Genomic DNA, 14799 nt, shown 5'->3' with positions numbered 1-14799 from the left:
CAGGAATCTCACCATGAACGACAACGACAATCCCATCGACAAACCGTTCCTGGCTCACCCGAACCGGCGCCAGTTTCTCGGCATGGCCGCGGTAGGTAGCGCCGGACTGCTGTTACCGTGGAGTCTGGCACGCCAAGCCCTGGCCGCAGACGTCGGCGCACCTGCGGGCCGCGTGACCATCGGGTTTTCCCAGGAACCGACCGTCTTCAATCCGCTGATGCCGCATATCGAGGTCGACGACGGTATCCATTGGAATGTGTTCGATCCGCTGTTCTTTGCCGATCCGCAGGGCGATTTCGTCCCGGCACTGGCCATGGAAGTGCCAACGGTCGCCAACGGCGGTATCTCGCAGGATGGGCTCAAGTGGCACATCAAGCTGCGCGAGGGCGTGACATGGCATGACGGCACCCCCTTCACCGCCGAGGACGTGGCCTTCACCTTCCGATTGACGGTGGACCCCGATTTCAGGAGCAGCCGCCATGCAGGCTTTGACCTGGTGCAAAACATCGAGGTGATCTCGCCGACCGAACTGCGTTGGGAAATGAGCAAATCCTACGCTCCGTTCTCCTCGATCCTGGCCACTACCTTCATCGTGCCAAAGCACCTGCTATCGGATGACCCGAACCAGGCGCCGTTCAACAACGCACCGGTGGGTACCGGCGCGTTCAAGTGGAAGGAGCGGGTGGCCGGCGATCACATCCTGCTGGAGGCCAACAGCGACTATTTCGCTGGGCCAGCGGGAATCGAGGAGGTGGTCTTTCGCTACATTCCCGATCTCACCGTGCTCTACACCCAGTTCAAGACCAGCGACATCGACGTGATCGCCATGCAGGGCATCATGCCGGACCACTACCAGGAGGCCAAGGGGCTGTCCGGCAAGACGGTGGTGGTCGTGCCCTCGTCCAGCGTCGAGAGCATTGCCTTCAACATGGAGCGCCCTCAGTTCAAGGATCCGATCGTACGCCAGGCGCTCTACCTAGCGCTCGACAAGGGCACCATTCTCGATGCGCTCTACTATGGCCTGCCGACCCCCACCGAAACCTACATGCCGCACGAGTCGCCGTACTACAACGCCGACCTGCCGCAGCATCGCTACGATATCGACGCGGCGAAGAAGCTGCTCGACGACGCCGGCTGGAAGCCCGGCGGCGACGGCATTCGCGAGAAGGACGGGGTCAGGCTCTCCTTTACCAACTCCACGACTTCCGGCAACCAGGTACGCGAGCAGATGCAACAGTTCGTGCAGCAGAGCTGGCAGGAACTGGGCGTCGACATGCAGATATCCAATCGCCCGCCGGCGGTGATGTGGGGCGACTACTGGATGCAGTCGCAGTTCGACTCGGTAGTGGTGGGGATCAACTTCCTGACCGGCAGCGATCCAGACGTGTCGAACTACTTCCGCTCCGATTCGATCCCGGCCCAGAACGGCGGCGGCCAAAATACCTTCCAGTACAAGAACGCCGATGTCGACAGGCTGCTGGCCGAGGGTGCCAGCGAACAGGACCCGGCCAAGCGCCAACCGATCTACCACCGGATCCAGGCCACGATCCGAGAGGATCTGCCGATGCTGCCGCTGTTCCAGTACGCCTACGTGCGCGGCTACAAGACCGGGCTCGAAGGCTACGAGGGCAACATCAACACCCGCATCACCACCTGGAACGTTCGCCAGTGGCATTGGGCCTGACATCAGACAGGTCCTGATCGCCCCGTTGTCCGGGGCATCCATGCCACAAGTAATGGGAGGATGACGCGATGGGACGTTATCTCATCGGGCGACTGGGACAGAGCGTGGTGGTGCTGTTTCTGGTTTCCCTGATCGGTTTCATGATTCTCAACCTGGCGCCGGGTGGGCCACTGTCGCAGTTTGCGCTCACACCGGGCATGAGCCAGGCCGACATCCAGCGGCTCGCTGTCCAGATGGGCCTCGACCGGCCACTGATCGTGCAGTACATCGACTGGCTGGGCCGGCTGCTGAGAGGTGACTGGGGAGAATCGTTTCGTGACGGGCGACCGGTTCTCGCCATCATCGTCGAACACCTGTGGGCCACGCTGCTGTTGATGGGTACCTCGATGGCGATCTCGATCGTGGTGGGAACGCTGGTCGGCATCGCCGGGGCCATTCGCCGCTATTCCATCTTCGACTACCTGGCGACGGTCGGCGCTATGGTGGCGCTGTCGATTCCGACCTTCTGGTTCGGGCTGGTAGCGATCTATCTCTTTGCGCTCAAGCTCGCCTGGCTGCCAGCCGGCAACATGATCACGATAGGCGATGGCTCGGTGCTGGACTATCTGCACCACCTGGTCATGCCAGCCCTGGTGCTGGCACTGGTCAACGTGGCGATCTGGAGTCGCTACATGCGTTCGTCGACACTCGACGTGCTGCACCAGGACTTCGTCCGCACCGCACGGGCGAAGGGGCTGCCTCGGTATCGCGTGCTGGTGCACCACATCGTGCGCAATGCACTACTGCCGATGATCACGCTCGGCGGCCTGCAACTGCCGACCATTCTCGGTGGCGCCCTGGTCGCCGAAACCGTGTTCACCTGGCCAGGCATGGGCCGGCTGTTTCTCGACAGCATCGGCTACAGCGATTACCCGGTGGTGATGGGCATTCTGATGCTGTCGGCGATCTTCGTACTGCTCGGCAATCTGCTGGCCGACCTGCTGGTCGCGCTTGCCGATCCTCGCGTGCGCCTGGCCTGAGGAGATCGTAATGGCAATGACAACGGCAACTGCGATCAGCGTGCAGCGACGTCCGCACTGGTGGCAACAGCGCACGCTGTCGCGCTTTCTTCGCCACCGCCTGGCGCTCATCGGCCTGATCGTCATCGTCACCTTGACGCTGGCCTGCGTGTTCGGACCTTACCTGCTGCCGCACGACGAATTGACCGTCGATCTGCGCGCACGCTTCTCGCCGCCACTGACGGACGACTTCTACCTCGGCACCGATCCCCTCGGCCGGGACATCACCTCGCGCCTGCTGATGGCAGGACGCATCTCGCTGCTGGTGGGCTTCTCGGTGATGCTGATCAGCACCGCGTTCGGCACCCTGATCGGCGTCATCGCGGGTTATTTTCGTGGCTGGACCGGCGTGGTCCTGATGCGCATCGTCGATGCCTTCCTCGCCTTTCCCAGCATCTTTCTGGTGCTGGTGCTGTCGGCGTTCGTCAAGCCCAGTCCTTTCATGATCACGGTGATCATCGCGCTGACCTGCTGGATGGAGATCGCGCGCATCGTCGAGGCCGAGATCCGTTCGCTGCGGGAGCGCGACTTCACCGTCGCGGCCCGGCTTGCCGGCGCCAGCGCGCGCTGGATCATGTTTCGCGAACTGGTGCCCAACGCCATGGGGCCGATCATCGTCGCCGCGACGCTGACGATCGCCAACGCGATTCTGCTCGAAGCCTACATCAGCTTCCTCGGCTACGGCATTCAGCCGCCGCTGCCGAGCTGGGGCAACATGCTCAACAGTGCCCAGCAATATCTGACCAACGCTCCCTGGCTGGCCATCGTCCCCGGCATCACCATCACCCTCGCCGTCACCAGCTTCAACTTCATCGGCGACGGGCTGCGCGATGCGCTGGACAGCAGGAGCGACCTGCAATGACCGCCCCCGCACTGATCGCAAGGGAGCTGTGCGTCAGCTTCCACAAGGCCGGCGGCAGCGTCCAGGTCATCCATGACGTCTGCTTCGAGATCGCCCCCGGCGAGACGCTGGCGCTGGTGGGAGAGAGCGGCTCCGGCAAGAGCGTGACCAGCATGGCGCTGATGCGCCTGCTCGGTAAGGCCAACCGGGTCAGCCTCTCCGGGCAGGTACTGCTGCCGGGTGCCAGCGATGGCGACTTCGTCGATCTTCTCGCCGTCGACGACCACGCCATTCGACGCCTGCGCGGACGGCGCATCGCGATGATCTTCCAGGAGCCGTTGACGGCGCTCAATCCGGTTCAGCGCATCGGTGCCCAGATCGCCGAGGCGGTACGCTTCCATGGCGGCTGTTCGAGACGAGCGGCGCGGGCGCGGGCGCTCGAGCTGCTGGAGCAGGTCGGGATACCCGAGCCGCGCAGCCGCCTCGACAGCTATCCGCACGAACTCTCCGGCGGCATGCGCCAGCGCGTGGTGATCGCCATCGCCCTGGCAATGGAGCCGGAGGTACTGATCGCCGACGAACCGACCACCGCACTCGACGTCACCGTCCAGGCCCAGATCCTGGCGCTGCTGAAGCAGCTCCAGCGTGACAACGGCATGGCGATGCTGTTCATCACCCATGACTTCGGCGTGGTCTCGGAAGTCGCCGATCGTGTCGCGGTGATGTACGCCGGGCGCGTGGTGGAGGAAGGCGCTGTCGGCGCGGTGCTCGAGCGGCCGCTCATGCCCTACACCGCCGGCCTGCTAGCCTCGGTGCCCAAGCTCGAACTGGCCGGACTGCCGGGCGCGCCCCTGGCCACCATCGAGGGCAGCGTACCGGACCCGGCCCGGCTGCCCGAGGGCTGCAGCTTCCATCCGCGCTGTCGTGAATACCGCCCGGGCATCTGCGACGGCGCGGTCCCGCCCCTCGCCGACCTTCCCGGCGCTCGGCGAATACGCTGCGCCCGTGCCGGGGAGTGGATAGCGAGCGAGGAGTCCAGCCATGCCGACTGACGTCATGATCGAGACGGTCGATCTCAAGCAGCATTTCTCGGTCCGCCGGAGCTGGCTCAAAGGCGGTGATCGAGTCGTGCGGGCAGTGGACGGCATATCGCTGACCATTCGCCGGGGCGAGGTGCTCGGACTGGTCGGCGAGAGCGGTTCCGGCAAGAGCACGCTCGGCAAGGCGATCATGATGCAGCAACCGCCCACCGCGGGACAGATCGTGTTCGGCGACACCGAGATCAGCCGCTTCAGCGAGCGGCTGCTGAAGCCGTATCGCAAGCGCATGCAGATGATCTTCCAGGACCCGTTCAGCTCGCTCAACCCGCGCATGAGCGTCGGCGAGTCGCTGGCCATGCCGCTACGTTTTCACTCGCCCGGGCTGAGTGCACGCGCGCGGATGGAAAAGGCGAGCGAAACGATCGAGACGGTGGGTCTATCGGCCAGCCATCTGGACCGCTTCCCGTATGAGTTTTCCGGCGGCCAGCGTCAGCGCATCGGCATCGCACGCGCCCTGATCACCGACCCCGAATTCATCATGGCCGACGAGGCCGTCTCGGCGCTGGACGTCTCGGTGCAGGCCCAGGTGCTCAACCTGCTCGCGCAGATCCGGCGCCGCTGGCGGCTCACCATGCTGTTCGTCACCCACGACCTGGCCGTGGTCGGCCATATCGCCGACCGCGTCGCGGTGATGTACCTGGGGCGTATCGTCGAGATCGCCAGCACGCGGGAACTATTCACCCGCCCGCGACATCCCTACACGGAAGCGCTGATGTCGGCGGTGCCGATGATGGGACACCATTCCCGCGAACGCATCACGCTGAAGGGAGACATGCCGAGCCCGATCGACCCACCGTCGGGCTGCGCCTTTCGCACCCGCTGCCCCTACGCCACCGCCGCCTGCGGCGAGTCGATCCCGGTCCTGCGCGAAGTCTCCGCCGGCCATCATGCCGCCTGCCACCGCCCATCGCTGGAGCTTGCCTCTCCGATCGTCGTGTGACTATGCGAACCGCGAGCCCGAAGGTATTTTCAGGTGAGCCAACTCTGGATTAGGCACGCAGTCCCTCCGTCACTCCGGGCGCATCGCCGGGAACAGCAGTACATCCCGGATCGACGGGCTGTCGGTCAGCAGCATCACCAGCCGGTCGATACCGATACCCTCGCCCGCCGTGGGCGGCATGCCGTACTCCAGCGCACGTACGTAGTCGGCATCGTAGTACATCGCCTCGAGGTCGCCGGCGTCCTTCTCGGCGGCCTGGGCGGCGAAGCGATCGGCCTGGTCCTCGGCGTCGTTGAGCTCGGAGAAGCCGTTGGCGATCTCGCGCCCGCCGACGAAGAACTCGAAGCGGTCGGTGACGTGGGGGTTGGTATCGTTGCGCCGTGCCAGTGGGCTGACCTCGGCCGGATACTCGGTGATGAAGGTGGGCTGGTCGAGCCGGTGCTCGGCAACGGCCTCGAAGATCTCGGTCTGCAGCTTGCCCAACCCCCAGCTTGACTTGACGGCAATGCCCAGGCGATCACAGGTCGCAGTCGCGCCCTCGAGCGTATCGATGTCCGCCTCGCCGATGCCATCGCCGTATTCGAGGATCGATTGACGTAGCGTCAGGCGGCGGAAGGGCTGGCTCAGGTCGTATTCGGTGCCCTGATAGGTGACGGTGGTCGAACCCAGCACACTGTCGGCGACTTCGCGGATCATCGCTTCGGTGAAATCGAGCAGATCCCGGTAGTCGGCATAGGCCCAGTAGAACTCGAGCATGGTGAACTCGGGGTTGTGGCGCGTCGACAGCCCCTCGTTGCGGAAGTTGCGGTTGATCTCGAACACCCGCTCGAAACCGCCGACCACCAGACGCTTGAGGTAGAGCTCGGGGGCGATGCGCAGATACATGTCGATATCCAGCGCATTATGGTGGGTAATGAACGGGCGCGCCGTGGCACCGCCGGGGATCGGCTGCAGCATCGGCGTCTCGACTTCCATGAAGCCGCGCTCGACCATGAAGCGGCGGATCGCCGCGATCACCCCGGAACGCACCTCGAACACCCGCCGCGACTGCGGGTTCATGATCAGGTCGACGTAGCGCTGACGGTAGCGCGCCTCGAGATCGGTCAGGCCGTGGAACTTGTCCGGCAGCGGACGCAGGCTCTTGGTCAAGAGCTTGGCCTCGACCAGCATGACGTAGAGATCGCCCTTGCCGGATTTATGCACCGGTCCGCGCCCGGCGACGATATCGCCGATATCCCAGCTCTGGATATCCTCCAGCAGTGGCGTCGGCAGCCCCTTCTTGTCGACGTAGAACTGGATCTGGCCGGAGACGTCCTGAATCACGATGAACGGGCCGCGCTTGCGCATGATGCGCCCGGCCACCGCCGCCTGGCGATCGAGGGCTTCGAGTTCCGCCTTGTCCTTGTCGCCCAACTCGGCCTGCAGCTCGGCCGCCAGACTGTCGCGACGGAAGTCGTTGGGGAAGGCGCTGCCGCCCAGCTCGACCGCGCGCTCACGCCGCACCGCCAGCTTGGCACGACGCTCGGCGATCAGCCGGTTGTCGTCGTGGGCCTCGGCCTGCGCCTCGGGTCGAGATTGCGGGTTGTCCTGGTTCGCCATGTCGTCGCCTATCAAAANNAAGCCAAAATCAAACCACCACCACAAAAACCAACAACCAGCTTTTCGCTTTTGACCTTTCTTACGGCTTAAAGCTCATAACTTACAGCTGCGAGCGAAGCTCGGTTTAGAGCCCTTGCTTCAAACTCGCCTCGATGAACTGATCCAGATCACCGTCGAGCACCTTTTCGCAGTTGCTGGTCTGCACGCCGGTACGCAGATCCTTGATGCGCTGGTCGTCGAGCACATAGGAGCGGATCTGGCTGCCCCAGCCGATGTCGGCCTTGCTCTCCTCGGCCTGCTGCTTGGCGGCGTTGCGCTTCTGCATCTCGTGCTCCCACAGCTTCGCCTTCAACTGCTTCATGGCGAAGTCGCGGTTGGCGTGCTGGCTGCGCTGGCTCTGACACGCCACCACGATGCCCGTCGGCTCGTGGGTGATGCGCACCGCCGAATCGGTGGTGTTGACGTGCTGTCCGCCGGCGCCGGATGAGCGATAGGTGTCGACACGCAGGTCGGCGGGGTTGATCTCGACCTCGAAGCTGTCGTCCACCTCCGGCGACAGGAATACCGACGCGAACGAGGTGTGGCGACGGCCGCCGGAATCGAACGGGCTCTTGCGCACCAGTCGGTGAACGCCGGTCTCGGTCCTCAGCCAGCCGAAGGCGTACTCGCCCTGAACATGAATGGTGGCCGACTTGATCCCGGCCACTTCGCCCGGCGAGACCTCGGTCAATTCCGCCTTGAAGCCGTGGTGCTCGGCCCAGCGCAGGTACATGCGCAGCAGCATGTTGGCCCAGTCCTGGGCCTCGGTACCGCCGGAGCCGGCCTGAATGTCGAGATAGGCGTTGTTCTCGTCCATTTCGCCGGCGAACATGCGCCGGAACTCCAGTTTGTCGAGCTGAGTCTCGAGGTAAGCCAGTTCCTTGCGCACCTCGTCGACGGTGGCATCGTCCTCTTCCATCACCGCCAGTTCGAGCAGTTCGCGATTGTCGGCGAGTCCGCTGTCGAGCGTATCGATGGTGGCGACCACGGCCTCCAGCGAGGCCCGCTCCTTGCCCAGTTTCTGGGCGTAATCGGGGTCGTTCCAGACGTCGGGATTTTCCAGCTCGCGGGAAACTTCCTCTAGCCGATCTTTCTTCTCGGCATAGTCAAAGATACCCCCTCAGGACGTCCGTCCGTTCGGACAGGTCCTTGATGAGGTTGTTGATGGGATTGATCTCTTGCATGGGGCTCCTGCCGGCATTGCCTGGGCGCCTCGCCGATGACTCCGGGAGACGCCGAAAAAAGGACGCCTATTGTAGCCAAACCCCGGCATAGCGTCATCCCGGCACGAATCGCGAAGCCGTGGCGCTGTGCGCCGGAGCGCGATGCGCTAAGGTAGTGAAAAATGCCAATGTCACCACACCAACAATCTTTCCGGACACAAGGGATAGCGCTTCCATGTCACCGACCCGCCTCGCCGCCGCCATCGGCTTCGCCGCCGGCCTGACCGTATTGCCTCTCCAAGCCGCCACCCTGCACATGGGTATCTCCGGCGATCCCGCCTCGCTGAGCCCGGCCAAGATCACCGGCGGCGTATGGGAAGAGGATGTCCTGCGCGACATTTTCGAAGGACCGATCGCCATCGACGCCGACGGCCGGATCATCCCCGGCGCCGCCGAAAGCTGGGAGATCTCCGACGATGGCAAGACCTATACCTTCCACCTGCGCGATGGCCTCGAGTGGTCGGATGGCACGCCGTTGACCGCCGACGACTTCGTCTTCGCCTATCGCCATCAGGTCGACCCGGCCACCGCATCCAACTATGCCCACCGGCTCTATCCGGTGGTCAACGCCGAGGCGATCAATGCCGGCGACAAGCCGCTCGATGCTCTCGGCGTCGAATCCCTGGACGACGGCAAGACGCTCAGGATCACCTTGCAGGCGCCGACGGTCTATTTCCTCAAGACCCTGGTGCTGCCGTTCGCCTACCCGATCCCGAAACACCTCTTCGACGAATACGGCGACGACTGGAGCGATCCCTCGCACATTGTGGTCAATGGCGCCTTCAAGCCGGTGAAGTGGGTCTCCAATACCGAGCTGGAGACAGTCAAGAACGAACGCTTCCATGACGCCGACAACGTCAGCCTGGACGGCGTCGACTACTACCCGCTGGAGGACAAGAACGCCGGCATCCAGCGTTTCCGCGCCGGTGAGCTGGATATTCTGCGCGACTATCCGGCGGCGCAGTACCCGCGGCTGTCGCAGAACCTGCCCGAGGCCACCCACCTGTTCCCGTCATTGGGCACCTACTATTACGTGTTCAATCTGCGCGACGGCTCGCCAGTCGCCGACGAGCGCGTGCGCGAAGCGCTGAGCCTGGCGATCCGGCGCGACGTGATCGCCAAGCAGTTGCTGAAAGGCGGCGTCGAGCCGGCCACCTCGCTGGTCCCGCCGGGTACCAGCGGCTACGACGCCCAATCGCAGCCGGGCCTCGACGATGACATGGACAGCCGCCTGGCCCGCGCCAAGCAGTTGATGCAGGAAGCCGGCTATGGCCCGGATCACCCGCTCGAACTGACATTGCGATTCAACAGCGGCGACGAACATCGCCAGATCGCCGTTGCGGTCGCGGCGATGTGGCAACCACTGGGCGTCGATGTCGAATTGCGCAACACCGAGGCCAACGTCCACTACGCCGACCTGATGGAAGGCGACTTCCAGGTGGCGCGGGCGGCCTGGATCTCCAGCTACGACGACGCCCAGAACTTCCTGCAACTGCTGTCGGCGGAGACCAACAACTACGGCGGTTATCAGGACGAGCAGTACAACGAGCTGATGAGCCGGTCGGATGCGGAGCAGGACCCAGACAAGCGCGCTCAGTTGATGCAGCAGGCCGAAGCCCTCGCCCTGGCCGACTATCCGCTGACGCCGATCTATACCTATAGCTCGCGCAATCTGGTCAATCCCGAACTCGAAGGCTGGAAGGACAATGCGCTGGACATGCATGCCTCGCGCTGGGTTCATCTGCAGGAGTGACCGATCTATCGTCTCGATGTGACAGGATTCACAAGCCGGGGGCGGCGTAGCGCCCGCCCTTGCCCCGGAGATATGCAAGAAATGAAATGAATCATCGAGTTTTTATATTAGACGGCTAATCACGATCGCGCGAAGGTACTGCGTCTATCTGGCTGGCAATTTGCAGCCTCCGAATCATGCGAAGCGCATCATCTTTTGAGCGCATCACAACAACAAGCCGGAGTTCACTTTCATGTCAAAGCCTGCTCTTTCTCGTGCTCTGCTTCCATTGAGCGCTCTGGCGCTATCCTCCGCCCTGCTGGCCTCGCCGGCGCTTGCCGAGACGCTCAACATCGGCGTCCAGGGCGAGCTCGCCTCTTTCGATACCTCCCAGGTCTCCGGCGGCGTGTGGGAATCCCAGGTGCTGATGGACGTCTATGAGGGCCTTATAAAGCAGTCTCCCGATGGTGAGTTGCTGCCGGGCATGGCAACGAAGTGGGAGGTCTCCGACGACGGCAAGACCTATACCTTCCACATGCGGGAAGATGCGAAGTGGTCCGACGGCGAGCCGGTCACCGCGGAGGACTTCGTGTTCGGCTGGCAGCATCTGCTGGCGCCGGAGAACGCCTCCAAGTACGCCTACATGCTCTATCCGATCGTCAACGCAGAGGCGATCAACACCGGCGACAAGGCCGCCGACACGCTGGGGGCGGAATCTCTCGATGACGGCAAGACGCTCAAGGTCACCCTCAACCACCCAACGCCCTACTTTCTACAACTGCTGACCCACTACACGGCCTATCCAACGCCCAAGCATCTGGTCGACGAATACGGCAAGGACTGGGTCAAGCTGGACCACATCGCCACCAATGGCGCATTCAAGCCGGTGAACTGGATCTCGCAGTCTAAGATCAGCGTCGAGAAGAGCCCGACCTACTACGACGCCGACGATGTCTCCCTGGATGGCGTCAACTACTTCACCGTCGAAGATCGCAACGCCGGCATCTCGCGCTTCCGCGCCGGCGAACTGGACGTGTTGAGCGACTACCCGTCCAGCCGTTACCAGTGGCTGAGCGAGAACCTGCCGGACGCCACCCACATGAGTCCGATGCTGGGTTCCTACTACTACGTGCTCAACCAGCGCGACGGGCACCCGACGAACGACAAGCGGGTACGCGAGGCGCTCAATCTGGCGGTGCGACGCAACGTGCTCTCCGAGCAGATCATGGCCGGCAGCTTCAAGGCCTCCACCGCCATGGTGCCGCCGGGTACCAGTCACTACGAAGCCCAGCATATGGACCTGGGCAGCGACGACATGAATGCCCGCATGGCCAGGGCCAAGGAGCTGCTGCAGGAGGCCGGCTATGGCCCCGATCATTCGCTGAATCTGAGCCTGCGCTACAACACCAGTGACGAGCACAAGAAGATCGCCATCGCCGTGGCCGCGATGTGGAAGCCGCTGGGCGTCAACGTGCAGATGATCAACTCCGAGGCCACCGTCCACTACCAGACCATCCAGCAGGGAGATTTCGATGTCGCCCGTGCCGGCTGGATCGCCGACTACAACGATGCCGAGAACTTCCTGACCCTGCTGCACAGTGGCGTGGGCAACAACTACGGCGCCTATTCCAACCCCGAGTATGACAAGCTGATGGATCAGGCGGCGCAGACCCAGGATCCCGATGCCCGCGAGAAGCTGCTCGAAAAGGCGGAGAACGTGGCGCTGGACGACTACGCGTTCATACCCATGCTGACCTACGTCACCCGCAACCTGGTCAATCCGAAGCTCGAAGGCTGGGAAGACAACGTCGAGGACGATCATCCGTCCCGCTGGGTCAACTTCACGGAGTGACGGCATGAGCTGCGTCGGCGTCTCGGTCGCCGGACTCTGGGCCGCTCCGCAGGCGCCGCGGGCAGTCGACGCTCCGGCGCTGGAGAATCCGGCCCAACTGGAGCGCTGGCTATCGGCACTGGACGACGATAGCCGCCTGGCATTGTGTCGCGACAAGCTGCTGGCGACCCAGCTGCTGCTGGATACCCCGGTCGAAATCATCGAACGCACTACCGACAACCTGGGCAGCGAGTGGTGCCGGGTGGTGGTGCCGAGTCAGCCTTCGTCGCTGGATGCCCGCGGTTATCCCGGCTGGGTTCCGGCGGCGCAGCTCGCCGAGGGCGAAGGTTGCATCGCTGGTGCCGAAGCGGCGATGGTGGTCGCGCCGATCGCCTGGTTGCAGGGTCTGCCCCGGGGCCGCTCACTCAAGCTGAGCTTTCTGACCCGGCTGAGATTGGCGGCGCCGGTCGCCGACGGCGCGGCCCGTGTCCGGGTCGAGAGTCCACTGGGGCAGGGCTGGCTGCCGCGTGACAGCGTTCAGTTGCCGGGAGAATGTTTCCCGGCTACCGCCGCCAGCCTGGAAATGCTGGGCCGGCGTTTCGATGGCCTGCGCTATCTATGGGCCGGCAACTCAAGCTTCGGCTACGACTGCTCCGGGCTGGTTCATAGCCTGTTCGCCGCCATCGGCATCCGCCTGCCCCGGGACGCCCACGATCAGGTCGAGACGGGGCTTCCGGTCGCGCTGGACGCGCGCCGTGCGGGCGATCTGCTGTTCTTCGAGAAGCCCAACAACGAAGGCCGGCTGGTGGTCGACCACGTCGCGCTCTATCTCGGCGATGACCGCATGCTGCACTCCCCGACCAACAATGCGCGGATCGAGTGCCGCCGGCTTGCCGGCAGTCGCTACGAAACGCAGCTCTGCGCCGTGCGTCGCTTTCTCGACCCGGGCGATCCGGGAACGGCGATTCCCGCAGGAACATGAAGACTTAAGATCGAGACGGGGTCGCCAAAACCGGCGAATGCGCCAGCAGCCCCGGCAATAACAAACGCTCAACAACGGATGGACTCGATCATGCGTACACAGCCCAGATACGGCTCACATCGAAGAACCGCCAGGCTCGTTCTTCCCCTGCTCGCGGCCGCGAGCCTGGCGACAGCCCTGTCCGTCGACACCGCCCGGGCCGCCACGCTGAGTATCGGCATCCAGGGTGAACCGGCCTCGCTGGATACCGCCCGGATCGGGGGTACCGCCTGGGAGAACGACGTCCTCGGCGACCTGTTCGAGGGCCTGGTCATCCTCGACCCGGCCGGCGAGTATATCCCCGGCGCAGCCAGCAGTTGGGACATCAGCGAAGACGGCACCGTCTATACCTTCAAGCTGCGCGACGACGCCAACTGGTCGGACGGTGAACCCGTGGTCGCCAAGGACTTCGTGCTCGACTTCCAGCGTCTGTTCGATCCGGCCAACGGCGCCGTCTACGCCAGCCTGTTCTATCCGATTCGCGGCGCCGAAGCGCACACCAAGGGCGAGCAGGACGCCCCCGAACTCGGTGTCGAGGCGGTCGATGCCAAGACCTTGAAGATCACCCTGAACCAGCCGACGCCCTACTTCCCGACGCTGCTGGCGCATATCGCCGCGTCGCCGGTGCCTTCGCACCTGGTCGAGCGGTTCGGTAACGACTGGACCCAGATGGATCACATCGCGACCAACGGCGCCTTCACCCCGACAAGCTGGACCTCCCACGATCACATCGCGGCGCGCAAGAATCCCGAATTCCACGATGCCGACGACGTCGCCCTCGATGGGGTCGACTACTATCCGGTCGAGGATCGCAGCGCCGGTCTGCAACGCTTCCGCGCCGGCGGTCTCGACATCGTTCGCGATTTCTCGCCGGACCGATACCAGTGGCTGCAGGAAAACCTCCCCGACGCCGTTCACCTCGCGCCGCAGCTGGCCAATTACTATTTCGCGCTCAACCAGCGCGATGGCCATCCGACGGCCGACAAGCGCGTGCGTGAAGCGCTCAACCTCGCAATCCGCCGAGACGTCATCGCAGACCAGATCATGGGCGGTGTCGTCTCGCCAGCCAGCGGCTTCGTCCCCGGCGGTGTCAGCCACTACGACGCCCAGACCATGCCCGGCCTGGATCTGCCGATGGATGAGCGGATTGCCGAGGCCAGGAGCCTGCTCGAAGACGCCGGCTACGGCCCGGACCATCCGCTGGAATTGACGCTGCGCTACTCCACCACCGAGGCCAACAAGCGCATCGCCGTGGCCCTGGCCGCGATGTGGCAGCCGCTCGGGGTCGAGACGCAACTGGTCAATGCCGAGGGCGCGGTGCACTACGCCGAGCTCGCCAACGGCAACTTCGACATCGGCCGCGGCAGTTGGGTCGCGGACTTCGACGACGCCAGCAACTTCCTCGGCATCCTGCAGAGCGACTCGCCCAAGAATTACGGCGGCTATCGCAGTCAGGCGTTCGACGAGCTGATGGCCAAAGCCAGCCGCGAGACCGACGAAGACGCTCGCCAGCAGTTGCTGCAGCAGGCGGAGCGGCAGGCGCTGTCCGACTATGCGGTGGCACCGATCTATGTCGACGTCTCGCGCAACCTGGTCAACCCCAAGCTGGATGGCTGGGAAGACAACGCGCTCAACCGGCACCTTTCTCGGTGGCTTTCGCTAGCGTCGGACTGACAAACGACAATTCGAATCACCAATGCCGCCGAGTCATCGATTCGCAGCGACCGGCGG

The 14799-nt window shown here is 63.9% G+C and carries 11 protein-coding genes; 9 read left to right on the top strand and 2 right to left on the bottom strand.

The window, feature by feature from the left end:
* Positions 1 to 13: 13 nt before the first annotated feature.
* From DOM57_RS04065 to DOM57_RS04045, 5 genes are all read left to right on the top strand, one after another.
* Positions 14 to 1684, top strand: coding sequence for a peptide ABC transporter substrate-binding protein (locus tag DOM57_RS04065; RefSeq protein WP_110647954.1), 1671 nt, complete (start codon positions 14 to 16; stop codon positions 1682 to 1684).
* A 68-nt stretch (positions 1685 to 1752) separates the two neighbouring features.
* A complete protein-coding gene (locus DOM57_RS04060) occupies positions 1753 to 2703 on the top strand; it encodes an ABC transporter permease (protein WP_110647953.1) in 951 nt (316 codons plus the stop codon).
* A 16-nt stretch (positions 2704 to 2719) separates the two neighbouring features.
* Positions 2720 to 3604: an ABC transporter permease gene (locus tag DOM57_RS04055; RefSeq protein WP_110648171.1), complete on the top strand. Its 885-nt coding sequence runs from the start codon at positions 2720 to 2722 to the stop codon at positions 3602 to 3604.
* Positions 3601 to 4635, top strand: a complete 1035-nt coding sequence (locus DOM57_RS04050; protein WP_110647952.1) for an ABC transporter ATP-binding protein — start codon at positions 3601 to 3603, stop codon at positions 4633 to 4635. The genes DOM57_RS04055 and DOM57_RS04050 overlap by 4 nt, the downstream gene beginning before the upstream one ends.
* A complete protein-coding gene (locus tag DOM57_RS04045; protein ID WP_110647951.1) occupies positions 4625 to 5623 on the top strand; it encodes an ABC transporter ATP-binding protein in 999 nt (332 codons plus the stop codon). Before DOM57_RS04050 ends, DOM57_RS04045 begins: the two co-directional genes overlap by 11 nt.
* A gap of 69 nt (positions 5624 to 5692) precedes the next feature.
* Here DOM57_RS04045 and lysS read toward each other — a convergent pair whose 3' ends face one another.
* Together lysS and prfB are read right to left on the bottom strand one after the other, a co-directional pair.
* Complete coding sequence (lysS, locus tag DOM57_RS04040; RefSeq protein WP_110648170.1) at positions 5693 to 7222, bottom strand: lysine--tRNA ligase; 1530 nt, start codon at positions 7220 to 7222, stop codon at positions 5693 to 5695.
* A 124-nt stretch (positions 7223 to 7346) separates the two neighbouring features.
* A protein-coding gene (prfB, locus tag DOM57_RS04035) for a peptide chain release factor 2 (RefSeq protein ID WP_110647950.1) occupies positions 7347 to 8445 on the bottom strand; the annotation gives its coding sequence in 2 pieces (ribosomal slippage) (positions 7347 to 8369 and positions 8371 to 8445; 1098 coding nt in all).
* Between the two features lie 214 nt (positions 8446 to 8659).
* Between prfB and DOM57_RS04030 the strand changes: the two genes are divergently transcribed.
* From DOM57_RS04030 to DOM57_RS04015, 4 genes are all read left to right on the top strand, one after another.
* The gene (locus tag DOM57_RS04030) at positions 8660 to 10237 is read left to right on the top strand and encodes a peptide ABC transporter substrate-binding protein (protein ID WP_110647949.1); all 1578 of its coding nucleotides are present in this window, start codon (positions 8660 to 8662) and stop codon (positions 10235 to 10237) included.
* 232 nt (positions 10238 to 10469) lie between these two features.
* Positions 10470 to 12068: a peptide ABC transporter substrate-binding protein gene (locus DOM57_RS04025; protein WP_110647948.1), complete on the top strand. Its 1599-nt coding sequence runs from the start codon at positions 10470 to 10472 to the stop codon at positions 12066 to 12068.
* Positions 12069 to 12072: 4 nt separating this feature from the next.
* Entirely contained in the window at positions 12073 to 13029 is a 957-nt protein-coding gene (locus tag DOM57_RS04020) for a C40 family peptidase (RefSeq protein ID WP_110647947.1), read from the top strand.
* Between the two features lie 90 nt (positions 13030 to 13119).
* Positions 13120 to 14742: a peptide ABC transporter substrate-binding protein gene (locus DOM57_RS04015; RefSeq protein ID WP_110647946.1), complete on the top strand. Its 1623-nt coding sequence runs from the start codon at positions 13120 to 13122 to the stop codon at positions 14740 to 14742.
* The last annotated feature ends 57 nt before the right edge of the window (positions 14743 to 14799 follow it).

The sequence above is a fragment of the Salinicola peritrichatus genome, from assembly GCF_003206715.1.
Classification (GTDB): Bacteria; Pseudomonadota; Gammaproteobacteria; order Pseudomonadales; family Halomonadaceae; genus Salinicola; species Salinicola peritrichatus.
Note: the sequence above shows the minus strand (reverse complement) of the source record. Positions and strands in the feature narration are given on the sequence as shown.